Source organism: Serratia sp. JSRIV002 (genome assembly GCF_019968725.1).
Lineage (GTDB): Bacteria > Pseudomonadota > Gammaproteobacteria > Enterobacterales > Enterobacteriaceae > Chania > Chania fonticola_B.
The window spans coordinates 2207710-2233674 of the sequence record NZ_CP074143.1 but is presented as its reverse complement, the minus strand read 5'-3'; the positions used below and the strand labels follow the sequence as shown (position 1 = coordinate 2233674).

Genomic DNA, 25965 nt, shown 5'->3' with positions numbered 1-25965 from the left:
TTACGAACATTAATTTAACATTGATAACTTTTTGATATAAGGAGTGGCGATGCGCGTTTTATCCCTAGCTGGCAGCCCAAGGCTCCCCTCACGCTCGGCGGCGCTGTTACAACTGAGCCAACGCTGGCTACAACAGCAGCAGGTGGAAGTGATCCCCTATACCCTGCACGATTTTCAGGCGGAAGACCTGCTGCGCGCCAATTTTAACAGCCCTGATATTAAAGCCTTCGCCGCGCAACTTGCCGCTGCGGATGGCCTCTTGATCGCCACGCCGGTTTATAAGGCATCGTTTTCTGGCGCGCTGAAAACCTTACTCGATCTGCTTCCTGAACGCGCGCTGGAACACAAAGTGGTTTTGCCGCTGGCCACCGGCGGCTCCATTGGCCACATGCTGGCGGTGGACTATGCGTTGAAGCCAGTGTTGACGGCGCTGAAAGCCCAGGAAGTGCTGCACGGCGTGTTTGCCGATGACGGCCAGATAGTACTTAACGGTGAACAGGCCCAGCTGTCCGATGGGGTGGCCGCACGCCTGCACGAAGCGTTGGACAGTTTTTATCTGGCGCTCAACCGCCGTAAACCGCCGGTGTCAAACACCGCCGCCTCTCTGTTAACCCGGCAAACTGCCTAACCGCCTAAGGAAATCATCATGCCCCTCTCTTTCCGCCGTTGGCTTAACACCGGTGCGCTGGCCGCCATCATGGCGCTGGCGCTGACCAATACCGCCGTCGCACAAGATAACGCGCCTGCTCAGTTTCGTATTGGCTATCAAAAAGGCTCGGTGAGTCTGGTGTTGGCCAAAACCCACCAGTTGCTGGAACAACGCTTTCCTGCCACCAACATCAGTTGGATCGAATTCCCGGCGGGCCCGCAGATGCTCGAGGCGCTGAACGTCGGCAGCATCGATCTGGGCAGCACCGGCGATATCCCGCCTATCTTTGCCCAAGCCGCCGGGGCCGACCTGCTGTATGTCGGCGTAGAGCCGCCAAAACCCAAGGCGGAAGTGATCCTGGTGCCGGAAAATAGCCCGATCCACAGCGTCGCCGAGTTGAAAGGCCATAAAGTGGCCTTCCAGAAAGGCTCCAGTTCACACAACCTGCTACTGCGGGCACTGCAAAGGGACGGCCTGAGGTTTACCGATATCCAACCGGTTTATCTGACGCCCGCCGATGCCAGAGCGGCCTTCCAACAGGGCAACGTCGATGCCTGGGTGATCTGGGATCCCTACTATTCAGCCGCGTTGCTGCAAGGCGGAGTACGGGTGTTGACCGATGGCAGCGAACTGAACCAGACCGGTTCTTTCTACCTGGCCGCTCGCCCTTATACCGAAGCCAACGGCCCGTTCATCCAGCAGGTGCTGGCGGTGCTGACCCAGGCCGATGCGCTGACGCATAGCGATCGGGCGCAGAGCATTACCTTGCTGGCCAAGGCGATGGGCTTACCGGAAGCGGTAATTGCCAGCTATCTGGATCATCGCCCACCGACGGCCATCAAACCCCTAGGGGACGCCACCATTGCTGCCCAGCAAAACACCGCCGATCTCTTTTTCGCCAACCGGTTGGTTCCGGTGCAGGTCGATATTTCTCAACGCGTCTGGCATCCAGCCGCACAATAATCAGGAGAGAACTCTATGAGCATTAACGTATTCTGGTTTTTACCGACTCACGGCGATGGCCACTATCTGGGGAGTTCAGAAGGGGCACGTGCGGTCGATTACGGTTATCTTCAGCAGATCGCCCAGGCCGCTGACCGGCTCGGTTTCGGCGGTGTGCTGATCCCAACGGGGCGCTCTTGCGAAGACTCTTGGCTGGTTGCCGCTTCATTAATTCCGGTCACGCAGCGGCTGAAATTCCTGGTGGCCCTGCGCCCCGGCATCATCTCCCCGACCTTGGCAGCCAGGCAGGCCGCCACGCTGGATCGGCTTTCCAACGGCCGCGCTCTGTTCAATCTGGTGACCGGTGGCGATCCGGAAGAGCTGGCAGCGGAAGGTTTGCACCTTAACCACACCGAACGCTATGAAGCCTCCGCCGAGTTTACCCACGTATGGCGCAAAGTGCTGGAAGGTGAAACTGTCGATTTCGCCGGTAAGCATCTTCAGGTAAAAGGTGCCAAGCTGTTGTTCCCGCCGGTGCAGCAACCTCGCCCACCGCTGTATTTTGGCGGCTCCTCTGAGGCGGCACAGGATCTGGCAGCCGAGCAGGTCGAGCTGTATCTGACCTGGGGAGAACCCCCTGCTCAGGTGAAAGAAAAAATAGAGGAAGTACGAGCCAAAGCAGCGGCCCTGGGGCGCAAAGTCCGCTTCGGTATTCGCCTGCACGTTATCGTGCGCGAAACCACCGCAGAAGCCTGGCAGGCGGCCGACCGTTTGATCGCCAACCTCGATGATCAAACCATTGCGGATGCACAGAAAGCTTTTGCCCGCTTCGACTCCGTTGGCCAACAGCGTATGGCGGCCTTACACGGTGGCAAGAAAGACAATCTGGAAATCAGCCCTAACCTGTGGGCCGGTGTCGGATTGGTGCGTGGCGGTGCGGGCACTGCGTTGGTGGGCGATGGTCCGACGGTCGCTGAGCGCATTCAGGAATATGCCGATCTGGGCATCGACACCTTTATTCTTTCCGGTTACCCGCATCTGGAAGAGGCCTATCGCGTAGGTGAACTGCTGTTCCCACATCTCGATCTGGCGACCAGCGAACAACCGACCCAGTTGCGTGCGATCAAGCCACAGGGCGAAGCGGTCGCCAATATCTATATCCCACAAAAAGTGTCACAAAGCTGAGGAGAACAGTGATGGCGATCGGTGCACAACAAATTCTGCACCGGCTAGCCCCCTGGGCTTTGCCGGTAGCGCTGGTGATTGGCTGGCAGACCGCCGTTGAGGCGGGTTGGTTGTCTAACCGTATCTTGCCCGCGCCGAGTGCCGTGGTGGCAGCCTTTTGGGCCTTAACCAAGAGTGGCGAGCTGTGGCAACACCTGACCATCAGCAGTTGGCGTGCGCTGATTGGCTTCAGTATCGGTGGCAGCATTGGCTTGGTACTAGGGTTCATTACCGGCCTGTCCCGTTGGGGAGAGCGTTTGCTCGACAGCTCGGTACAGATGATCCGTAACGTGCCGCATCTGGCGCTAATCCCGCTGGTGATCTTGTGGTTCGGCATCGACGAGTCCGCCAAAATCTTTCTGGTGGCGCTGGGTACGCTATTCCCGATCTATCTGAACACCTATCACGGCATCAAGAATATCGACCGTGGCCTGCTGGAAATGGCGCGCAGCTACGGCCTGAGCGGCTTTAGCCTGTTTACGCAGGTGGTGTTACCCGGCGCGTTGCCTTCGATCATGGTCGGCGTGCGTTTTGCGCTCGGGTTTATGTGGTTAACGCTGATCGTCGCCGAAACCATCTCCGCCAACTCTGGCATCGGTTATCTGGCAATGAACGCCCGTGAATTTCTACAGACCGATGTAGTGGTGGTCGCCATTATTCTGTATGCCCTGCTCGGCAAACTGGCCGATGCCTGCGCACAACTGCTCGAACGTGTCTGGTTACGCTGGCACCCGGCCTATCAACTGAAATCAGGAGAAGCATAATGACGGCCCCGACTCGTATTCCGCAAGGCACCCCCATTACGCTGGAAGGCATCGCCAAGCGTTATGGCAACCGCACCGTGTTGGACGATTTGCAACTCCGCATCACCGCGGGCCAGTTTGTGGCCGTGGTTGGCCGCAGCGGCTGTGGTAAAAGCACCTTATTACGCCTGCTCGCAGGGCTGGAAACGGCCAACAGTGGGACCCTGGTGAGCGGTAATGCCCCACTCAGCCACGCCAAAGACGATACGCGTCTGATGTTTCAGGATGCTCGCCTGCTGCCATGGAAAAAGGTGATCGACAACGTGGGGCTTGGCCTGAGCGGCAACTGGCGTGATGCTGCATTGCAGGCGTTAATCACCGTTGGGCTGGCCGACCGTGCCAATGAATGGCCAGCCGCGCTGTCTGGCGGGCAGAAACAGCGTGTCGCCCTGGCCCGTGCGTTGATCCATCGCCCACGTTTGTTGCTGTTGGATGAACCCTTGGGGGCACTGGATGCGTTAACGCGTATTGAAATGCAGGGGCTGATCGAAACGCTTTGGCAACAGCATGGCTTCACCGTACTGCTGGTCACGCATGACGTTAGCGAGGCGATCGCACTGGCCGATCGGGTGCTGTTAATCGAAGAAGGACGTATCGGGCTGGATCTGACTATTGATTTGCCACGGCCGCGCCGCAAAGGTTCGGCAAAGCTGGCAGAATTGGAAGCAGAAGTGTTGGCAAGAGTGTTGGCACCACCGCAAACTGTTGGGACTTCCCGCCGGGTGGCAAATTAATCAGGGGACGGCAAATGCCGCCCCCTTGCTTTTACGCGTCTAACGCCTTGGTGATCTTCTCAAACAGATCGCCAGACAGGTTCTCCAGCCCTTTCAACTGCTCCAGCGCCTGACGCATCAACGCCTGACGAGAGGCATCGTAACGCTTCAGGCGGATCAGTGGTTCAATCAGCCGCGCAGCAACCTGTGGGTTACGCTTGTTCAGATCGCTGAGGATCTCCACCAGGAACTGATAGCCGCTGCCGTCTGCCGCATGGAACGCCGCCGGGTTAGCCGAAGCGAACCCACCAATCAACGAGCGGGTGCGGTTTGGATTACTCAGGCTGAATGAACGGTGTTGCAACAGCGAACGTACCTTACCGAGTACGTCTGCCGCCGGGCTGGTGGCCTGCAGGATGAACCACTTGTCCATCACCAGACCATCGTGATGCCAGCGCTCATCAAACTCGGCCATCAAGGCATCACGGCAAGGCAACTGTGCCCCCATCGCCGCAGCCAGTGCCGCCAGCGAATCGGTCATGTTGTCAGCCTGCTGGAACTGTTGCACCACCAGCTTGTCAGCCTGCTCTACATCGCCGAAAGCCAGATAGTGCAGACAAATGTTACGCAGCGAACGCTTGGCAATATCGCCGTGCTCAACCCTGTACCCTTCAGTTTTGTTAGCGTGATACACCGCCAGCCACTCATCGGCCAGCTCTTTAGCCAGGCAACGGGTGATCGCTTCATGCACCGCAGAGATGGCTTGCGGATCGATGATGGCGAACAGCTCGGCAATTTCGTTTTCCGATGGCAGCGTAAGGATCTGCGCGGCCAGGGCCGGATCCAGCTTCTCATCCAGCAGCACCGCCCGGAAGGCATCTGCCACGTGCAGCGGCAGCGACAACGGCTGTTTCTGCTGATATTTGGCCACGTTCAGCTTGATGTAAATGGCCAGCAGGCTCTGGGCGGCATCCCAGCGGGAAAACTCATTGCGCGCATGCTGCATCAGGAACGTCAGTTGCTGATCGCTGTACGGATAATCCAGCTTGACCGGTGCCGAGAACTCACGCAGCAGCGAAGGAACCGGCTTATGCGCGACGCCATCAAACACAAAAGTCTGTTCGGCGGCGGTGACGTTCAACACGTTATTGACCGGGGAACCGTCTTTCTGCAAGGCAATAACGTTGCCCTCGCTGTCGTAAAGCTCAATATCCAGCGGAATATGCAACGGCAGTTTTTCTGGCTGATCGGCCGTCGGCGCGGTTTTCTGGCTGACGTGCAAGCGGTATTGCTGATCCTCGGCGCTATAGTCATCACGCACCGTCAGCAGCGGCGTGCCAGACTGGCTATACCAGCGGCGGAACAGCGACAGATCGACATTGGAAGCGTCTTCCATTGCCTGCACAAAATCATCGCAGGTGGCCGCACTGCCGTCGTGGCGTTCGAAATAGAGCTGCATCCCCGCCTGGAACTGTTGTTCCCCCAGCAGCGTGTGCAGCATGCGGATCACTTCGGATCCTTTCTCATACACCGTCAAGGTGTAGAAGTTGTTCATCTCGATCACTTTATCCGGCCGGATCGCGTGCGCCATCGGGCTGGCGTCTTCGGCAAACTGCGCCCCACGCATAACCCGCACGTTATCGATGCGGTTGACTGAACGGGAACCCAGGTCGGAGCTGAACTCCTGATCGCGGAACACGGTCAGCCCTTCTTTCAGGCTAAGCTGGAACCAGTCGCGGCAGGTCACGCGGTTGCCGGTCCAGTTATGGAAATATTCGTGGCCGATCACCGCTTCAATATTCAGGTAATCCTTGTCGGTAGCGGTTTCTGCCTTGGCCAACACATACTTCGAGTTAAAGATATTTAACCCTTTGTTCTCCATCGCCCCCATGTTGAAGAAATCCACGGCGACGATCATGTAGATATCCAGATCGTATTCCAGGCCAAAGCGGGTTTCATCCCACTTCATCGAATTTTTCAGCGAGGTCATGGCCCAATCGGCACGATCCAGGTTGCCACGATCGACAAACAGCTCCAAGGCCACCTTACGACCAGAACGGGTGGTGAAGCTATCGCGCAACACGTCGAAATCCCCCGCCACCAGCGCAAACAGATAGCTAGGTTTCGGGAACGGATCCTGCCATTGCACCCAGTGACGGCCGTCTGCCAGGTCACCTTCAGCCACCCGGTTGCCGTTCGACAGCAGGAACGGATAACGTGCTTTATCGGCGACGATGCGGGTAGTAAAACGGGCCAGCACGTCTGGGCGATCCAGATAGAAGGTGATATGGCGGAAGCCTTCGGCCTCGCATTGGGTGCACAGCGCTTCACCAGACAGGTATAGCCCTTCCAACGCGCTATTTTTCGCCGGATGGATGTCGTTGACGATCATCAGGGTAAACTGAGCCGGTAGTTGTTCAATCACCAGTTGGTTTTCCTGCTGGCGATAGGCGCTCCACGGCTGCCCATCCACTTGAATACTCACCAGAGTCAGGTCTTCGCCATTCAACGTTAATGGGGCACCGGCGGCACCCTGCCGTTTGATCTGGCTGACGGCGGTAACGCGCGTGGTGTCTGCATCCAGTTCAAAATCCAGGTCGATATCGGTGATGGTATAATCTGGGGCGCGATAATCGTGGCGATACTTCGCCTGTGGCTGTTGTGTCATAAAAACCCTTTGACGTCTCAGTGAGTTACAGATCCCGGACTCGGAGCGCACCGCCGTGCAGGACGACGCGGTACCTCAATGGCCCGATTGTGAATAAACTGTATCACAGCTATAAAAAAAACCCAGAAATGGCAGCAAATCGCACCAAGAAATCACACGACTCACGCAGACATTCGCTGTGGTTTGCTATGCTCCAGCTACCCTGGCGCTTCGCTTAACGTCAAACCCAGCATTTTATGCTTAAGCAGGCGCAGTTCCGTCCCCGTTGGCAACCGAATTGCGGAGGAAAACCAGCGGTAGCAATGATATAATCATCCAAGAACCAGTAGGAGAAACAGATTGGCATGAAAGTAAAATACCTGATCTATTTCTTCACCTTTGCCATCATGCTGTCCTTTGCGGTTTTTATCGCCAATGGGCTGATAAAGGCCCGTGCCAGCCATGAGCAAAGCTTGGAAAATCTGTACAAAATCAGCAGGACCAAAGAGGTGGCCGAGGCCTTTCAGGCTACACTGCTGGCACACCGGTTAAAACGATTAGGTCTGGCGGATAAATCCGTCACCCAAGCTGAATGGCAACAGGCCGATCAACAGGCACGTGAAAAAATCGCGATTGTTAAATCCAATGTCGACGCCGACCTCGCTCTGCGCTTGGGCATTCGGCAAAAGATTGCCATACTTTCCATGCTCGATTGGATGGAAAGGCTGCTGGATAACGATTCGCGTCAGGTCACGCAAGTCGATACTGCCAACAGCAATCTGTTCAATATCAACAGCGCCTATTATATCGTCCAGACCACCAAAGCCTTCTACCGTTATACCTACGACACTCGGCTGATCAATGCGGACTCATTTCTATTTTTGGAGGCCGTTCGCCTTAATAACCGGCTGAATATGTCGCTGACCGAACTGATCGATCAGATTATCGACGTCAATCTCAGCAGCCAGGAACGCAAGAATGCTTATCTGAAGGCCATCCAGTTGACCGGGGTGTTCACCCCGCTCGGTACTCGTTTGGCGTTCTTAAAGCTGGCCTATAACGATCCGCAGATTGCTGAGCTGGTGGATGAGATACTCCGAAATATCTCCAGTCATCGGATCAGCAACATTTCAGACGGGTTATATCAAGCCATTACCCATAATACCGTCTATGACATCAACCTGATCGCCAGCTATATCGAGGAGATGGACAGACTTTCCCAAAGGCTCTATGAGCGTAGCTTTGAGCTGGAGATGGCCGCTTCCGAAGCCAAAATGTATGATAGCCAGACAGCCATCTACGGCATGATTTCTCTGAGTGGGCTGATTGCCCTGTTCATCCTGCTGCCTTCCATGATCTTCTGTTCCAACATCACCCGCTGGCTGACCAAAACGCATAAAAATATTCTGCGCCTGTCACAAGGCGATATGAATATTGATGACAACGACGCGTTTTACAGCAAAGAGCTGATCGCCATCAGTGACGCCATCACCCAGCTCAAACAATACAATCAGGTCAAGATCGCGCTGGAAAACGAAAAGCAGCAGCTAATCAAAGAGCTGGAAGTCTCGTCATTCTTCGATCCCTTAACCAACATTTATAACCGCCGCAAATTTTTCCTCGAGTGTGAGATGCTTGCGCAGAGTAGCTATCCGCTGGCGTTCTGTCTCATCGATATCGATAACTTCAAGCGTCTTAACGATACCTATGGCCACGATGTCGGCGACCGAGTGCTGGTAATGTTCGCCCAGTCGTTAAGTAACACCTTCCGTTCCAGCGATATCTTTTGCCGCTATGGCGGTGAGGAGTTTGCCCTGCTGCTCGGCCACTGTTCCCTGGAAAATGCCCGCAGCATGATGGAAGCGCTGCGTGAACAAACCCAACAAATGTGCCTGGAGTTGCTCAACGGAAAACGGGTGCGCTTTACCATCAGCTGTGGTATCGCTGCCGTAGGCGACCTGTCACAACTGCATCCAGCCATCAAACAGGCCGACGAAGCGCTCTATTTTTGTAAGAAGAGCGGGCGCAATCGGGTCAGTATTTATACGCCAACCGGTTTTATCTGAATCTGTGTTTAAAATAATTAACCTCATAATTTTTATGAGTAAATCAACTAAGCCATTCAGTTTATTGGATTAAATGGCTTTTTCTGGCTGAGGTTATGCCCCCGGTAAAATAAAGGCACGTTTTATCCTCGACCCGTTCCGGCCATTTGTGGTGTGATGAGGCTTCAATAACAGGATAATCCGGGTATACTCCCCCCACTTTTTTGATTATCCGGATTTGGACACGCGCCTGACGAGGATGCTGTAACGCGATATGACTCTATACGCTTCCCCGATTTTGACTTCACTGCTTGATACTGACGCCTACAAGCTTCATATGCAGCAAGCAGTGTTCCATCGCTACCCCGCAATTACCGTTGCGGCGGAGTTTCGTTGCCGTGGCGACGAACTGCTGGGCGAATATGCCGACGAGATCCGCGCGCAGGTTGCCATGATGAGCGAGTTGGCGCTAACCGAAGCCGAACACCGCTATCTCTCCAGCCTGCCTTTCTTCCATCAGGATTACCTGAGCTGGCTGCGGGAGTTTCGCTACGATCCGCAGCAGGTCAGCATTAGCAATCACGACGGCAAATTGCATATCCGTATCGCTGGCCCCTGGCGCGAAGTGATTATGTGGGAAGTGCCGTTGTTGGCCGTGATCAGCGAAGTGGTGCACCGCCAGCGTTCGCCACAGGCCACGCCAGAGATGGCCATTAGCCAGTTGCGCCAGAACCTGGCGCAGTTCAAGCAACTGAGCGGGGATATTGATATTTCACGCTTCAAGCTAATGGACTTTGGCACCCGTCGCCGCTTCTCCCGCGAGGTGCAACAGGCCATTGTCAGCACGCTGAAAACCGAATTCCCCTATCTGGCTGGCACCAGTAACTACGATTTGGCGCATCGGCTGGATCTGATCCCGGTTGGCACGCAAGCCCATGAGTGGTTCCAGGCTCATCAACAGATTAGCCCGGTACTGGCCAACAGCCAACGTGCCGCCTTGCAGGCCTGGCTGGATGAATATCCCGCTCAGCTCGGCATTGCACTGACCGACTGTATCACCATGGATGCGTTCCTGCGTGATTTCGGCAAGCAGTTTGCCCAGAGCTATCAAGGTCTGCGCCACGACTCTGGCGATCCGATCGAATGGGGTGAAAAAGCCATTGCCCATTACCAGCAATTGGGGATCGATCCCATGAGCAAGACGCTGGTGTTTTCAGACAATCTGGATCTGGATAAGGCTTTGGCGCTGTATCGCCACTTTGATCGGCGCATCAACCTGGCGTTCGGTATCGGCACGCGTCTGACCTGCAATATCCCCGGCGTCAAGCCGCTAAATATTGTGATCAAGCTGGTCGAGTGTAAAGGCAAGCCGGTAGCCAAACTGTCCGATAGCCCAGGCAAAACCATCTGCCAGGACCCCGCGTTTGTCAAAGCGCTGCGCAAAGCCTTCGATCTGCCGCTGGTGAAGAAAGCCAGTTAAGGTGCCCCCTCTCTCCAACCCTCTCCCACTGGGAGAGGGAACTGTACGGCGCTGCATTAAAGAACAAGAGTCAGCCGGGGATACAAACCGTGTGGGCATTTCTCACCGGCGTTCCCCCTCTTCCTTTATATACCTCCTGTTTTTTTATCCCACTGCAATAAATGTTGTCTCATTCTGATGATTTCTGCTTGTGCTCTGCAACGCGGCAAGTAACATAGCAACATCCCCAAATTCTTGGGTTGTTAGCCTATTTCTGAAAAACTTATAAGAGAGAAATCTATGAGCGTAGTGCCTGTAGTCGACGTACTGCAAGGTCGTGCTGCGGTTGACAGTGAAGTCACCGTGCGCGGTTGGGTACGTACCCGGAGAGATTCTAAAGCTGGTATCTCCTTCCTCGCCGTTTATGACGGCTCCTGCTTTAATCCGTTACAGGCCGTCGTTAATGATTCTCTGCCGAATTATCAGGACGAAGTGTTACGCCTGACCACCGGCTGTTCCATTGAAGTGACCGGTACCGTGGTACCTTCGCCGGGTGAAGGCCAGAGCTTCGAACTGCAGGCCACAGCCATCAAGGTGGTGGGTTGGGTTGACGATCCTGACACCTATCCAATGGCGGCCAAACGCCACAGCATCGAATACCTGCGCGAAGTTGCCCACCTGCGCCCACGCACCAACCTGATTGGCGCGGTTGCCCGCGTTCGCCACACCTTGGCACAGGCAATCCACCGCTACTTCCACGAGAACGGTTATTTCTGGGTTTCCACCCCACTGATCACCGCCTCTGATACCGAAGGTGCCGGTGAAATGTTCCGCGTCTCCACGCTGGATATGGAAAACCTGCCACGCACTGATAAAGGTGCCGTCGATTTCAGCCAGGACTTCTTCGGTAAAGAAGCCTTCCTGACCGTATCCGGCCAGTTGAACGGCGAAACCTACGCCTGTGCGCTGTCAAAAATTTATACCTTTGGCCCCACCTTCCGTGCCGAGAACTCGAACACCAGCCGTCACCTGGCTGAATTCTGGATGATCGAACCGGAAGTTGCCTTTGCTACCCTGGACGACGTTGCCGGGCTGGCCGAAAGCATGCTGAAATATGTCTTCCAGGCGGTGCTGGATGAACGTGCCGACGATCTGCAATTCTTTGCTGAGCGGGTAGATAAAGACGCCATCGACCGTCTGAAGCGCTTTGTCTCTTCCGATTTCGCCCAGGTGGACTACACCGAGGCGGTCGAGATCCTGCTCGCTTCCGGCCAGACCTTCGAGAACCCGGTTTCCTGGGGTATCGACCTGTCGTCTGAACACGAACGCTATCTGGCCGAGCAACACTTCAAGGCTCCGGTAGTGGTGAAAAACTACCCGAAAGATATCAAAGCCTTCTACATGCGCATGAACGAAGATGGCAAAACCGTTGCGGCGATGGATGTGCTAGCACCGGGCATTGGTGAAATCATCGGTGGTTCTCAGCGTGAAGAACGTCTGGATGTGCTGGATCAGCGTCTGGCAGAGATGGGCCTCAATAAAGAAGATTATTGGTGGTATCGTGACCTGCGCCGCTATGGCACCGTGCCACATTCTGGTTTTGGCTTAGGTTTTGAGCGTTTAATCGCCTATGTGACCGGGGTGCAGAACGTCCGTGACGTGATCCCGTTCCCAAGAACGCCACGTAACGCCAGCTTCTAAGTCATAAAACCCAGCATAATTTAAACATTTTCTTTACATAATAAAGGCCAGCTTAGCTGGCCTTTCGCATTTTTGATTATTGACCTGCATCACAAAGTTCCCCAAAATACACAAATTGTTACACATCGTTTCTTTCTGAAACCAGATTACGACATTAGTAGCATTTTCGTTCTAGATAAACCTGCCCGTGAATGGAACACTGCGTGCAGACACAGGACGACACCAATCTATCAACAATAGTTCCAAAAGAATTATTGGCGGCAGTGGCAAGGTGTCCGAATAAAACCAATGAGGGTAATAATGATGATGAAGCGCAACATTCTTGCAGTAGTGATCCCAGCTCTGTTAGCAGCTGGTGCAGCCAACGCAGCTGAAATCTACAACAAAGACGGCAACAAACTGGATCTGTACGGTAAAGTTGACGGCCTGCACTACTTCTCTAAAGACAAAAGCGAAGATGGCGACAAGTCATACGTGCGCTTTGGCTTCAAAGGTGAAACCCAGATTACTGACCAACTGACCGGTTACGGCCAGTGGGAATACAACGTGCAAGCTAACCACGCTGAGTCACAAGGTACCGAAGGTACTAAGACTCGTCTGGGCTTCGCAGGTCTGAAATTTGCTGAATTCGGTTCATTCGATTACGGCCGTAACTACGGCGTAGTGTATGACGTTGAAGGCTGGACAGATATGCTGCCAGAGTTCGGTGGCGATACTTACACCACTACCGACAACTTCATGACCGGTCGTACCAACGGTGTTGCTACTTACCGTAACAACAACTTCTTCGGTATGGTTGATGGTTGGAACTTCGCTCTGCAGTATCAAGGCAAGAACGAAAACGACAAGCGTGAGCTGAAGAAACAAAACGGTGACGGTGTTGGTGTTTCTACCACCTACGCAATTTTGGATACCGGTGTCAGCTTAGGTGCAGCATACTCTTCATCTAACCGTACCATTGACCAGAAAGATAACAGCACTGCTGGCGGTAACGTAGCTGATGCATGGACCGTTGGTGCTAAATACGATGCCAACAACGTCTACCTGGCAACCATGTATGCGGAAACCCGCAACATGACTCCATACGGTAGCGCGTCTAACACCATCGCTAACAAAACTCAGAACTTTGAAGTGGTAGCACAGTACCAGTTCGATTTCGGCCTGCGTCCATCTATCGCTTACCTGCAGTCTAAAGGTAAGAACCTGGCTGGCCCTAACGGCACTGACAACGATCTGGTTAAATACATTGATGTAGGTACTACTTACTACTTCAACAAAAACATGTCTACCTACGTTGATTACAAAATCAACCTGCTGGACGAAAACGACTTCACTCGTGCTAACGGCATCGCTACTGACAACATCGTAGCTACCGGTCTGGTTTACCAGTTCTAAGTTGTTGCACTTGATGACGGCTCGCCGTCAGCTAAGTTAAAAAACAGGGCTTCGGCCCTGTTTTTGTTTTTAGCGCTTCCGCCAATTTTTTATTCTGCCAATCCGCCCTTCCCCGTCATTTTTTGTGCTGAATCTGCCGCCGTCACAAGATCGAGGTGTTTTTCTCGCAAACGGTTGGCAAAGGCGATAACTGGCGCTACCCTGATGTTTCTGTCTGCTTAACTCTAGGCCATGGAAGCATCTGACATGTTTGAAAAAATCACCGCTGCACCTGCCGACCCGATTCTAGGTCTGACCGACATTTTCCGCGCCGACAAGCGTGAGAATAAAATCAACCTGGGGATTGGCGTCTATAAAGACGAAACCGGCAAAACGCCGGTGCTGACCAGCGTTAAAAAAGCTGAACAGTATCTGCTGGAAAATGAGACCACCAAAAACTACCTGGGTATTGAAGGTATTCCTGAATTTGCCAGCTGCACGCAAGAACTGTTGTTCGGCAAGCAGAGCCCAATCATTGCCGACAAGCGTGCCCGTACCGCGCAAACTCCTGGTGGTACCGGTGCCCTGCGTGTCGCGGCCGACTTTATTGCCAACCAGACCAGCGCCAAGCGTATCTGGGTCAGCAATCCAAGCTGGCCAAACCATAAAAACGTCTTTGGTGCCGTTGGCCTGGAAGTGTTGGAATACAACTATTACGACGCCGCCAACCATGCGCTGGACTTCGACGGTCTGCTCACCAGCCTGAACCAGGCTCAAGCAGGCGACGTAGTGCTGTTCCATGGTTGCTGCCATAACCCTACCGGTATCGATCCAACCGAAGCACAATGGGCTCAGTTGGCTGAACTGTCCGTAGCCAAGGGTTGGTTGCCGCTGTTCGACTTCGCTTACCAAGGCTTCGCCAAGGGCCTGGAAGAAGATGCCCAGGGTCTGCGTATCTTTGCTGCCAAACATCAGGAACTGATCGTTGCCAGCTCCTACTCAAAGAACTTTGGCCTGTATAACGAGCGTGTCGGTGCCTGCACCGTGGTAGCTGCCGATGCAGAAACCGCCGAGCGTGCCTTCAGCCAGGTGAAAGCCGCGATCCGTGCCAACTACTCGAACCCGCCATCACACGGTGCCGCCGTAGTTGCTACCATCTTAGGTAACCCGGCGTTGCGCGCCATTTGGGAACAAGAGTTGACGGACATGCGCCAGCGCATTCACCGTATGCGCCAGTTGTTCGTTAATACCCTGCAGGAGAAAGGGGCGCAGCAGGATTTCAGCTTTATCATCAACCAGAACGGCATGTTCTCCTTCAGCGGCCTGACCAAAGAGCAGGTTCTGCGTCTGCGTGATGAATTTGGCGTGTATGCCGTTAACTCCGGCCGCGTTAACGTGGCAGGGATGACGCCGGACAATATGGCGCCGCTGTGCGAAGCCATCGTTGCCGTGCTGTAAGTTGATTTTGCATTGAAAAAGGGGCGCATTTGCGCCCCTTTGTTCTTTTGCGAGAGGTGTCTTTACCAGATAGCCGGTTCTTCGCGCAGGAACGGGTTGGTTTGACGTTCATGGCCAAAGGTAGACATCGGGCCATGTCCTGGAATAAACGCCATATCGTCGCCCTGAGGCAGTAATTTGTTGCGGATTGAAGCGATTAGCGCCTGATGATCACCGCGCGGGAAATCGCTGCGGCCAACACCACCGTTGAACAACACGTCACCCACTAATGCCAAACGTGCCTGTTCGTTGATAAAAACGATATGACCAGGTGTATGGCCAGGGCAATGCAGTACGTTCAGCGACATTTCGCCCACCTGCACTTTATCCCCCTCTTCCAGCCATTTGGTCGGCGTTAGAGCGGCGCATTCATCCAGGCCAAACATACGGCTCTGTGCTGGCAAACCTTCAAGCCAGAAGGCATCTTCCTTATCTGGCCCATAGATCGGTACCTGATAATGCTCGGCCATTTCTGCCGCCGCGCCTACGTGATCGAGATGGCCGTGCGTCAGCAAAATCTGGCTGACCTGCACGCCCTTTTCGGCAATGGCAGCCTTCAGTTTTTCCGGATCGCCACCAGGATCGACCAGCGCCGCCTGTTTGGTGACGTCGCACCAGATGAGCGTGCAGTTCTGACTGAACGCCGTAACGGGGATAATATGGTATTTCATAAAGCTCCAACGACAACGGCACCACGCCCAAGGGGCGGGTGCCATTCAGCGATCATGATGCACAATGATTACCAGGTCCGCACCGGGCCGGTATCGATGTGCACAAAGTTACTACGTGGATAATAGCCTACCCCGCCGGCGCGCATTTTTAACGCCGCCTTACGGATATTACTCAGTTGGATCCCTTCGATATGGAAATCCATCGCCTGGCCTTTGGTGTGGTAGCTCTGCTTGGCCACGCCACGGCTGTGCTCACGCATTTCGGTATTGGTCGCCATTGAACGGTAGCCGGAAATCAGCTGTACCGGTTTGCTGGTACCCAGCATCACCTGTAGGCGATAGAGATGATCAAACAGAGCCGGATCGATGCTCTTGACCTTATTGGCCCGATAGTCACGGAAGATGTGGTTCAGGCGCGCCAATTCTTCTTTATTGTAACCCTTACCGTTGAAGAACTCGGCCTTGATGGATTCGCCGGTATTGAGGTTGTTCAACAACAGAATACGTGGGCGAGAGGTAGAAAGACTGGCAAACGCCTGCCCTGGAAGCAGTGCGATACCCACGGCGGCGCTACCTAACGCCAGCCATTTACGGCGATGATGATCAATTTTGTCCATGACTCTTTAAACTCGGCAAGAATGTCAAAATATATGCACAAAACTGCGCACTGCCCGAACCATAACCGCCAGCGTATGCGGAGTCAACCCGCGATACGCTGTGGTTTACCCGTGCTCACAAAAAACAGTGCCTGTTACTGGCCAGACATTCAGACCGTTATTTATCTAGAATTACTGCATTTATTGCATCAATTTTTCGGCCTGAGCCAAAATTTGTGCACCCGATCTCACTGTCGCATCATAATTGTAAATATCTGTGCGGAACTGTGGCTTGCCATCATCAGAGACCCAGGCCGTCAGGTAATACAGCTGCACCGGGATATTCTGGCGGATGTTCACATACGTCGTATTGCCGCCTTTCAGCGTGGAGGAAACACGCGCGTTGTTCCAACCGGCATCCTGTAACAACATATTGGCCAAATCGGAAGCCTTGTTAACGCGCACACAGCCTGAGCTTAACGCCCGGATATCCTTCTGGAACAGGCCGTGGTTCGGGGTATCATGCAGATAGATGGCATCCGAGCTCGGCATGTTGAACTTGAAACGCCCTAACGAGTTGCTGGTCCCCGGCGCCTGCTGGATGCGGTAAGGGAAATTGCGTGGTGAAACCACACTCCAGTCAATCATTGCCGGATCGATCACTTGCGCATCGTTGCTCCAGCCAGAGAATACCCGATAGCCGTGTTTCTGGAAGTAGCTCGCATCATGCATGGCCTTGGGCACGATATCTTCACGGATCAGCTTGGTTGGCACGTTCCACGGCGGGTTGACCACCACGTTATTCAGCGCACTGCTCATCAATGGCGTTTTGCGGCTCGGGCGGCCAACAATCACCCGCGAAGATAACACTTCATTACCATTCAGATAGTAGGTGAGCGAGTAGTTCGGGATGTTGACCATAATGCCAGTATCAACGTGCCCAGGCAGAATGCGCAGGCGCTGGATGTTCAACGCCAGCAGTGAAGCTCGAGTTTGTGGCGAAACGTTCAGCCATTCACGCGTCCGGGCACCGATAACGCCATCAGGCGTCAGCCCTTGCCAGGTTTGGAAGCGTTTGACCCCTTCCACCAGATCTTCGGTGTAACGATTATCCGTTACCGAAACCGGACTGGCAGGTTGTACCTGCGCGGTCGCTTCTGGAGAGGGAGCAAGATCTTTGATCGATGCCGCGCCCGGGCTTACGACAGCCGCTGCGGTAGCACGATCCTTCTCTTCATCCACCGACAGATCGTCATCCGCCGCCGGGGTCGTCGCGCTGGCGTTGGTGACCTGAGGCTCAGGCGAAGCAGATGCTACCGCCGGAGTGGCGATTAGCATTCCGGTACGCGCCAGAATATCGCGCAGTGCGGGAATATCGTCGCTGAGCTGACCTGGACGCAGGCTTGCACCATTGGTCATTTGTGGCCACGGGCGCCCAGCCGCCAGCATTTCGCGCAGCGCCAAATGCATTTTGGCGTACTGAGGATGCTGCGGGGCCAACGAGTTGATATACGCCAGCGTTTTGCCCTGATGTATCGAGAGCTGCCACTGGTTGATCACCGTATTCGCTGGCACCTTCAGCTTGTAAGGAACATTGCTGTACAACCAGTTGTTGCCGTTAGCCCCGATTGAGGAGACAAACTGCAAATAACCCAGCATCGCATCCGACAGCACAATATCACGTGCCATATCGGTGATGAGCGGATCGGTCAGCAGTTTTACCCATTGAGTAAACTGCGGCTGTACGCCAGAAATGGCCAACTCAGCCAGTTGCTGCTGAAATTGCTGTACCGCTTCCCGATCTTGCCACATAGGCTGCATCTGATTGGCAGCGTACAGCGGTGCCAAAGTGGAGAGATAATAAGGCACAACGCTTTTCGGCAATGCCGCCAGCAGTTCGGCACGACTTTGTGCCACGGACATTCCCGATGACGATGACGCCACCGGTAACGCCGGAACGGTTGCCCATGCGGAAAACGACACGGCAAAACCACACGCTATTGCGCAACTCAATGCCAGACGTCGTACTGAGTTTCCATTTTTAAGCAACATCCCTTGCCCCCTGTAGGCTCACAAAAATACCGCACGGACTATTATTAGTTTCAGTATACAAACAGAACGGCGCTTTTGCTCTCAGCGCCGTAAATCACCGTTTCATTCCAGCTTACCACCGGCAAAAAAACACGCCTATCATCCTCGTCATACAAAAAAATAGCCACCTTCAGGCGGCTATTTTCAGATTTATAGTGCACTTTTTTAGCTTTGTGGCGTTTATTCCGACACCGAATCTAAAGCTGGTTGTTCACTGGCGAACCCACGCAGGCCAACCACGTGCACATGCTCATGGTTCTGGAACACCTTACGCACCAGTTTATAGGTGGTCCCTTTTTCCGGGCTGATGTTTTCTGGTGCAGCGATAATCAACTGCATCTCCAGACGATCGCACAGCTCAAACAGCGTGGCGATGGATTTGGCATCCAGACGCGCGGCTTCATCGAGGAACAGCAGGCGGCAAGGTGAAATATCTTTACCCCGCAGGCGGCGTGATTCCTCTTCCCAGCTCTGCACCACCATGACCAGAATTGACATACCTGTACCGATCGCTTCCCCGGTAGACAACGCGCCACTTTCCGCACGCAGCCAGCCGTCGGAGCCACGGAACACTTCCACTTCCAGCTCCAGATAGTTACGGTAATCCAGCAGCTCTTCACCGATGGTTTGTGGCGTGCGCTGGCCCATATCGATCTGCGGGTTCAGGCGCTGATACAGCTTGGCTAACGCTTCCGAGAAGGTCAGACGGTTGCTGTTAAACAGATCCTGATGCTGTTCCTGCTGCTCGGAGAGCACATCCAGCAAGGTGGCATGCGCTTCCCGTACGTTGACGTTCAGCCGCACGCTCTTCACCTGACCGAAGGAAACCGCTTGCAGCCCCTGGTTAAGCATCCGGATACGGTTCTGCTCGCGCTGAATGGTCTTGCGGATAATGTTCGCCACGCTCTTCGAACTGATCGCCAGTTTCTGTTCGCGGGCGGTCAGCTCTTCTGTCAGACGGCCCAGTTCGATCTCCATCTGTTCGATAGCTTCGACCGGATCGTCGGTGCGGATAATATCCTGACGGATACGCTCACGCAGATGCTGATAGACCGCGATAAAGAACTGGATCTTGCGCTCTGGCCGTTTCGGATCTTCCGACAGGCGCAGCACGTCACGCAGATGTTCGTTATCCGCCACCGCCAGACGCAGCGCACCCAATGCCTTATCCGACATCGAACGCAGCTCGTCACCGTCCATATAGGCCAGTTCACGACGGTGCAGACGGCGTTCAACCCCGTTGTCTTTCACCAGACGCATCACGGCACACCAGCCCGCCTTGGCGGTCACCACCTGCTCACGCAGTTGGTAATAATCACGCTCCAGCTTGCGCAGTCTCTTTTGCAGGCTGTCCATTTCCGCTTCGCAGAAGGTCAGCTGTTTCTCCAACTGGTTACGGCGGTTACGGTTATTACTCAGCGAGGCATGTAATTCGTCCCGGCGCTGCCGCGCGCGGGCTTCGGCATTAGCATCGGCCTGCACGCCAATGTCTACCAGTTCCTGGCTCAGCTCTTTAAGCATGTCGCGTTTGGCGTCATAAGAGCTTTTCAGCGAGGCCAGTACCTGGCTGTATTGCGTAAACTGGGTCTGATACTGGCGCAGTTGCTCGCGGGCGCGGGTACGTTCCGCTTCCGCATGTTCCAGGCGTTGACGCAGTTTATCGTTGAGATCGTTATCGGCATTCTGCATGCCAGCAGAATCGGTATAGCTGAAGTGAGCGCGGCGCTGTACCACTTCCGTCAGGGCAAAGGCTTGTTGTTTGGCCTGGCGTTGGGTGGCCTGGGCCTGTGCATAGTCCTGCTGAAGCTGCTCATGTTGCTCCGGATCGCTTTGCAGCACCGATAACATAGGCTCCAGCTTGGCCAAGGAAACGCCGTGCTGTTGGATATAGCGCGCAGCATCCTGCGCCTCTTCCATTTCCTCGCGGATCTCTTCGACACGATCCTGCAAGGTTTCATCATTCAGCAGTGAGACCAGCGGCATCAGGCGGTTGAGTGCGGAAATGCCCTCTTTGGCCTGATCGTATCGCTGACGCTGCTGTTGGTTCTGCGCTTCGTGGTTATTGAGCGCACGCTCAATTTCACCACGGCGGCTGTTCAGAGCACGGATATCCGCTTCAGGATCCGCGTCAAACGCCACGGCGAGGTGCGAACCGATAAAGCGGCTGAACGCCTGGTGAGAACGCTGGGTTTTCTGCACGTCAAATGACAAGGTGGCGTAGCGTTCGGCCAAGGAGTCACGTTCTGCGTACAGCACTTCCAGGCGATTTTCCCGGGCAGCACGGCCAAACAGCGGCACCTCAGGGTAGCGCGAGTAACGCCACTGGCGATCGGCGATTTTCACCACCACCGCTTTTTCTTGCTCTTCGACGGCGAACACGCTGTCGTCAAACGACTGCGGATCCCCTTCGATCAGGTAGAGATCTTCCGGGCAGTCTTCCAACCCTTCCAGCATCTCGCGCACCAGCGACAGATCCGGCACCACAATCGCGTGGCGCGACGGGCCGTACAACGCAGAGAAGTACGGGGCATCGTCAATGGTGACATCGTCATAGATTTCAGACAACAGCACACCGCCAAAGCGCTCCGCCAGCGTTACCAGACGCTGATCTTCTGCCCCGCTCGGCTGGCTGAGACGTTCAATCTGCGCTTCGATTTCACGCTTGCGGCTGGCCACTTCATCACGTTCAACCGTGGTTTCGCGTTCGCGCTCCAGCAGTTGCTGCATGTATTCGGTAACCTGCTGACCATCTTCGAAGGCTTCACCGCTCTGCTCGCTGAGCTGGGTCAGTGAATCCTGCGCGGCCAACCAAATCGGTGCCCTGGCAGTCAGCTCCTTGATGCGCTGCTGGATCTGCTCCAGCTCCTGGCGCATTTCCATCCGGCGCTCACCGGCCTCGCTGACGCTTTGGGACAACGATTCCAAACGCTCTTCCAGCTCTTGCTGCAAGGCATCAAGTTCATCCGGCTGATAACTCTGCCCGTGACGTTTACAGAACTCCTGCAACAGACGTTCGGCATCCTGCTGCGAGCGCAGACGTTGCTCCAACTCGCTCAAACGCATCCGCAACGGCTGCACACGCTCGGCCTGATGCTGCTGCGAAGGCCAGTCACGCAATAGTTCACGCGCGGTTTGCCAGGCTTCACTGCGGCTGACTTCGCCCGCAATTTTACCCACCAGCTGATAGGCCTGCTCGAACTGGCTGTGAGCGGCATCCGCCACGCTTAACTTTTGTTCCAACTGCAAAAGAGACTCTGTCGCTTCCTGCTCACGCGCCTGGAAGGTATCCAGCCACTCTTCGGCATTTTCGGCGGTGAGTTCCGGCACCTGACACAGCGCACGGGCGCGCTCAAGAGCCTGAAGTGCCTGCTGATATTGAATGGCACGGGTTTGCTGCACGTCCAACGCCTGCTGGTAATCGGCGAGCTGGCTTTTCAGCTCATCCACCTCCAGCTCTGCGGCTTCGGCACGCGCTTCGTTTTCCGCCTGCTGCTCGCTCGCTTCGGCGACAACCTCATTTTGTTCTTCCAGACGGTAGGTCAGCTCTTCCAGATCGCCTTCATAGCGTTCGATCTTTTCCTGCTGGCGCATTGCGGTCTGCACCAGATTGAGGTGATCGCTGGCGGCCTGATAATCGGTTTCCAGATCGGATTCGGCACCGCTTTGCTCAGCCAGCTCACGCGCCATTTCAACGTGGCGGAACTGCTCGGCGGCCAGTTGTTTGCGGCTGCTCAGTAACTCGTTGCGCAATACCAGCGCCCCATCCAGATGGATACGCCGTTCATTGGCATGGCGCATGTAGTCTGCGGCAACGTACGAGGTCGCTTCGGAAATCAGATGCTTGAACAGGTCGCGGTCCGACTGGGTAACGCGGATCGCTTCCAGCGTCATGCGGTTCTCGCGCAGAGCGGCTTCCATATCCTGGAACGCTTTACGCACGCCGCCGTTTTCCGGCAGCAGGTAATCACGCAGAGAACGGGTAATGGCACTGGAAATCCCGCCGTACAGCGAGGCTTCGATCAGACGATAGAACTTGCTACGGTCGGAGGAAGTGCGCAGACGCTTGGGCAGCACCCCCAGATCAAACATCAGGGCGTGGTAATCGGTGATGGAGTTGAACTGCTTGAACTGCACCCCTTCCATCTCTTCAACACGCTCTTTCAGTTCCTGCAACGAAAGAACCCGAGCCTGACGCTCACCGACGGTCTCGGTCAGCAGTTCGGTCGGTTGCACTGCCGTTGGCAGCCCCTGAATGGTGAAAGGTTTGATATCGACCTTACGATCGCGCCCCGCAACCTGTTGCAGACGAACCCCGACCACCACACGCTGGTGGCGTGAGTTGACTACGTCCAGGGTTGAGTAGCAGACACCGGCACGCAATTTACCGTGCAGGCCTTTGTCGCGTGAACCGCTGGTGGCACCGGCTTCGGTGGTGTTACGAAAGTGCAGCAGCGTCAGATCCGGGATTAGCGCCGTGACGAAGGCCGCCATGGTGGTGGACTTACCGGCCCCGTTACCGCCCGAAAGCGTGGTGACCAGCTCATCGAGATCAAAGGTTCGGGCAAAGAAACCGTTCCAGTTAACCAGCGTCAGTGAGCGAAATTTACCGCGTTCAATCATTCCTGTTCATCCTCTGCACTGTCCTGGGTAGCTTCTGCCTGCGCATCTTCCGCATCAACTTCATCGTTCAGTGACAGGCTGTTTTCTACCGGCATCGCCTCACCGTCGCGGATCATCCGCAACTGGGCTTCGCGCGGATCGTCACCGCTACGCACATCGGCACCGAAGCGGAACACCGCCTCGGTAATGCGGAATTTGCTGTTGTCATTGCCCATGAAATACACCATGCCCAGACGGCGCAGGCGATTGAGCGAGGAGCGCACTTTTTCATGCAGCTTCTGACGGTCAAGATCCGAACCGGTGGAGCGCTGGTTGACGAACTTCAGCAGCTTGCTCTCATCCGCCAGGCTCAGCAGCTCATCGTACAGCTCCTGCTGGCTGAAAATACCTTCATGCGCCAGGCGCTCGGGGCTCAGGTAGAGGTAGCACAGGATCTTGCCGACCATCATGTCCAACTCGGAAAGCACCGAGCGTGGAATGAGCGTGGTCGAGCGCGGGCGCAAATAGAAGAACCCTTCCGGCGCCCGGATCAGCTCGACGCTGTAACGGGTATAAAACTCTTCCAGCTCGTCTTGAAAATCCATGAGGAATGCGTGGTTGTCCAACTCATCGATACCGATGTGACGACCTGCGCGCAATTGGCTGTCCAACGCCGGAAACAGCGTGTTAGACAATGCCTTGGCCAGCTTGACTGGCATTACTTGTTCAATATTTGTCGATGACATGGGCCTGTACCTTGGCTCCGTAATCATTGATTGCCTGCCACTGCGCGGGCAACCCTGAAAAATCAGCTTCAGCCACACCAAGGCGCACTGCCTGGTCGACCACTATGCGGGCAACGTCAAAGTGACGCACACGCGGATATTGCGCCAGATAATCGCGCATCACTGCCCCTAAATCGAGCGGCATCTTTTGTTCCTGATAAATCTTCAGTGCCTGTTCGATCATCGCTGCCAGCTGTTCGCGAATTTCGCTGAACTCTTCATATTCCAGATCTGGCGGCAGTTCCCCGGTGACCTCTTCACTGCGCAACGCCAGCTCTTCGTCACGCATATCGAGCAGACGATCGGCGTTGGCATGGGTCAGCGTCCAAGGATTATCGAAGTAGTTTTGTACCGATTGGCGCAGGCGTTGGGCAAACACGCGGTTTTTATCCATATCGATGGCGGTACGGATAAACTTGTGCACGTGGCGATCATAGCCGATCCACAGGTCAATCGCCTGTTGGCCCCAACTGATGATGCGATCCAGCTTGCTTTGCAAATCAAACACCAGCTTATCGACAAAGCCCAGCTCCATCTCACCCAGCGTGGCGTCCTGAATACGCAGCAGATTGGCCTGGAGTTTATCACCTGCGGCCTCCAGCGTATCCTGCAGTTCACGCAAGGTACCGGAGGTTTCCGACAGCAGCATCTCACAGCTGGAGATCGCCGCACGCCAATCCTGGTTGAGCAGCGCCGCGATATCGGTTTTCACGCTCTGTTGCTGTTCATCCATCAGGCGCTGGGTCAGATCGATACTGTCGAAGATCTCCGCTACCGAGTATTTCAGCGGAGCAAAGACGTTGCGGTGCCAATGGAAATCATCGCCACCCTCTTCGGCAGCGTCTGCCGCACGCTTCAACTCTTCCGCCACGATCGACAACTGCATGGAAAGGCGCAGGGTCGAAAACTCACGCTGGCGGATATAGTAATCGGTAATACCAATACCCAGCGGCGTCAGGCGATAGATGGCATTGCCGTCCGCCAACTCGCTGGTAAAACGGTTCAACAGGCGCTGGCGCACCATGTCGTTAATCGCATTGTTGGCGCGTATCGCCACCGTTTCATGCGTCTGTTCAAACCCTTTGCTGACATGGCGAAATGCATCAACCAGCTCACCTTCGCTCATCTCGCCGTCCAGCCGCTCACCATTTAACGTGGCGATAGCCAGCAAAAACGCAAGACGCTCAGTGGGGAGCGAAATAGAGAAATCATTTTTCCGTGCCCAGGCGACCAGTTCGGGTACTGTCTGGGAAAATTCACTCATAGTTCGTCCTTCAGGTTCGGTTTATGCGCCGAGACGTGAATATAGCGCCCCAAACTCACGTAAGGCTCTTGCCGACAATAAAGCTGTTCAAGCGCCAGTAACTCTTCAAATTTTTGGGTCTGTAGCTGCCTGCTTTGCAGATAATCATGGAAAACCCTCACGCCGGTTTTGCCTGAAATCTGCATGCCCATCTGCTCCAACCAGCCGTAGACCAGCGGTGGGCTGTGTGGATACTGCGGCGACAGCGAACGCTTGCGACGCCGCCTGACCTCGGGATCCACCAGTTGGAAATTGCCCAACACCACATTGCGCATCAACAAACCGTTGGCATTAAAGAACATCAGTGACAGTGCGCCGCCGGGCACCAGGCAGTCATACAACGCCTGCAAGGCCACCTGCGGTTCGGCGATCCACTCCAAAACCGCATGGAACAATATCAGATCGACCGGTTGTGCCAAATGCTGACCAATCTCTTGCGCCGAACTTTGTATGAATTGCATGTTCTGGCTCACACCTTTCTGCTCGGCCAGCAACGCAGCGCGTTGGATCATCTCACCAGAAAGATCGCACAACAAGACCTGATGTCCTAATTCTGCCAGTTGGCAGGCCATGTGGCCTTCGCCCCCACCAGCATCCAGAATGCGCAGCGGCCGCTGTGGCAACTGAGCCAGCAGCGTGGTCAGATCCTGCCAGACTACCGCCTGACGGATTTTCCCCTTGGTGGTGCCGTAAATATTACGCGCAAACTTCTCGGCAATATCGTCAAAATTGCGATCCTGCATGGACAACGGCTCCGCTGATTCTATCTTGGCCGACGGCAAAGCGCCTGCCCATTCAAACCTGCTATTTTGGCACAGACTGGCTTAGAATAAATCTTCTTGCAGCATGAATGCGGCCAGATGTCG

At 54.8% G+C, this 25965-nt stretch carries 18 protein-coding genes; 10 read left to right on the top strand and 8 right to left on the bottom strand.

Annotated features, from left to right (window positions below; translation table 11 throughout):
- Window positions 1-49 precede the first annotated feature (49 nt).
- From ssuE to ssuB, 5 genes are read left to right on the top strand one after another with little or no spacing between them, the layout of a single operon-like run.
- Window positions 50-628, top strand: coding sequence for an NADPH-dependent FMN reductase (gene ssuE / locus KGP26_RS10310; RefSeq protein WP_223665370.1), 579 nt, complete (start codon window positions 50-52; stop codon window positions 626-628).
- A gap of 18 nt (window positions 629-646) precedes the next feature.
- On the top strand, window positions 647-1612 hold the full coding sequence (locus KGP26_RS10305; protein ID WP_223665369.1) for a sulfonate ABC transporter substrate-binding protein: 966 nt from the start codon (window positions 647-649) through the stop codon (window positions 1610-1612).
- A gap of 15 nt (window positions 1613-1627) precedes the next feature.
- Window positions 1628-2776, top strand: a complete 1149-nt coding sequence (gene ssuD / locus KGP26_RS10300; RefSeq protein ID WP_094982371.1) for an FMNH2-dependent alkanesulfonate monooxygenase — start codon at window positions 1628-1630, stop codon at window positions 2774-2776.
- A gap of 11 nt (window positions 2777-2787) precedes the next feature.
- Window positions 2788-3579 carry an aliphatic sulfonate ABC transporter permease SsuC gene (gene ssuC, locus KGP26_RS10295; RefSeq protein WP_046808141.1) on the top strand — a complete coding sequence of 264 codons (792 nt, stop codon included), beginning with the start codon at window positions 2788-2790 and terminating at the stop codon, window positions 3577-3579.
- Window positions 3579-4352, top strand: a complete 774-nt coding sequence (gene ssuB, locus KGP26_RS10290) for an aliphatic sulfonates ABC transporter ATP-binding protein (protein ID WP_223665368.1) — start codon at window positions 3579-3581, stop codon at window positions 4350-4352. Before ssuC ends, ssuB begins: the two co-directional genes overlap by 1 nt.
- A 31-nt stretch (window positions 4353-4383) precedes the next feature.
- Here the strand turns inward: ssuB and pepN are convergent, their stop codons facing one another.
- Complete coding sequence (gene pepN, locus KGP26_RS10285) at window positions 4384-6999, bottom strand: aminopeptidase N (RefSeq protein WP_223665367.1); 2616 nt, start codon at window positions 6997-6999, stop codon at window positions 4384-4386.
- Between the two features lie 344 nt (window positions 7000-7343).
- Between pepN and KGP26_RS10280 the strand changes: the two genes are divergently transcribed.
- From KGP26_RS10280 to KGP26_RS10260, 5 genes are all read left to right on the top strand, one after another.
- Complete coding sequence (locus KGP26_RS10280; RefSeq protein ID WP_021804895.1) at window positions 7344-9044, top strand: GGDEF domain-containing protein; 1701 nt, start codon at window positions 7344-7346, stop codon at window positions 9042-9044.
- Between the two features lie 253 nt (window positions 9045-9297).
- Window positions 9298-10503, top strand: coding sequence for a nicotinate phosphoribosyltransferase (gene pncB / locus KGP26_RS10275; protein ID WP_037375001.1), 1206 nt, complete (start codon window positions 9298-9300; stop codon window positions 10501-10503).
- A 279-nt stretch (window positions 10504-10782) separates the two neighbouring features.
- Complete coding sequence (gene asnS / locus KGP26_RS10270) at window positions 10783-12183, top strand: asparagine--tRNA ligase (RefSeq protein WP_021804897.1); 1401 nt, start codon at window positions 10783-10785, stop codon at window positions 12181-12183.
- Window positions 12184-12486: 303 nt separating this feature from the next.
- Entirely contained in the window at window positions 12487-13578 is a 1092-nt protein-coding gene (ompC, locus tag KGP26_RS10265) for a porin OmpC (RefSeq protein WP_305801186.1), read from the top strand.
- A gap of 246 nt (window positions 13579-13824) precedes the next feature.
- Window positions 13825-15015: an amino acid aminotransferase gene (locus tag KGP26_RS10260; RefSeq protein WP_021804899.1), complete on the top strand. Its 1191-nt coding sequence runs from the start codon at window positions 13825-13827 to the stop codon at window positions 15013-15015.
- A gap of 62 nt (window positions 15016-15077) precedes the next feature.
- Here the strand turns inward: KGP26_RS10260 and KGP26_RS10255 are convergent, their stop codons facing one another.
- The 7 genes from KGP26_RS10255 to cmoM all read right to left on the bottom strand — a co-directional run bounded on the left by KGP26_RS10255 (window position 15078) and on the right by cmoM (window position 25842).
- On the bottom strand, window positions 15078-15725 hold the full coding sequence (locus KGP26_RS10255) for an MBL fold metallo-hydrolase (RefSeq protein WP_021804900.1): 648 nt from the start codon (window positions 15723-15725) through the stop codon (window positions 15078-15080).
- A 68-nt stretch (window positions 15726-15793) separates the two neighbouring features.
- The gene (locus KGP26_RS10250) at window positions 15794-16342 is read right to left on the bottom strand and encodes a YcbK family protein (RefSeq protein WP_021804901.1); all 549 of its coding nucleotides are present in this window, start codon (window positions 16340-16342) and stop codon (window positions 15794-15796) included.
- A 180-nt stretch (window positions 16343-16522) separates the two neighbouring features.
- On the bottom strand, window positions 16523-18373 hold the full coding sequence (ldtD, locus tag KGP26_RS10245; protein WP_115159646.1) for a L,D-transpeptidase: 1851 nt from the start codon (window positions 18371-18373) through the stop codon (window positions 16523-16525).
- 219 nt (window positions 18374-18592) lie between these two features.
- Window positions 18593-23032, bottom strand: coding sequence for a chromosome partition protein MukB (gene mukB, locus KGP26_RS10240; protein WP_223665366.1), 4440 nt, complete (start codon window positions 23030-23032; stop codon window positions 18593-18595).
- On the bottom strand, window positions 23029-23757 hold the full coding sequence (gene mukE / locus KGP26_RS10235; protein ID WP_021804905.1) for a chromosome partition protein MukE: 729 nt from the start codon (window positions 23755-23757) through the stop codon (window positions 23029-23031). The genes mukB and mukE overlap by 4 nt, the downstream gene beginning before the upstream one ends.
- The gene (mukF, locus tag KGP26_RS10230) at window positions 23738-25060 is read right to left on the bottom strand and encodes a chromosome partition protein MukF (protein WP_021804906.1); all 1323 of its coding nucleotides are present in this window, start codon (window positions 25058-25060) and stop codon (window positions 23738-23740) included. Before mukF ends, mukE begins: the two co-directional genes overlap by 20 nt.
- The gene (gene cmoM / locus KGP26_RS10225) at window positions 25057-25842 is read right to left on the bottom strand and encodes a tRNA uridine 5-oxyacetic acid(34) methyltransferase CmoM (RefSeq protein WP_021804907.1); all 786 of its coding nucleotides are present in this window, start codon (window positions 25840-25842) and stop codon (window positions 25057-25059) included. The genes mukF and cmoM overlap by 4 nt, the downstream gene beginning before the upstream one ends.
- Window positions 25843-25965 lie beyond the last annotated feature (123 nt).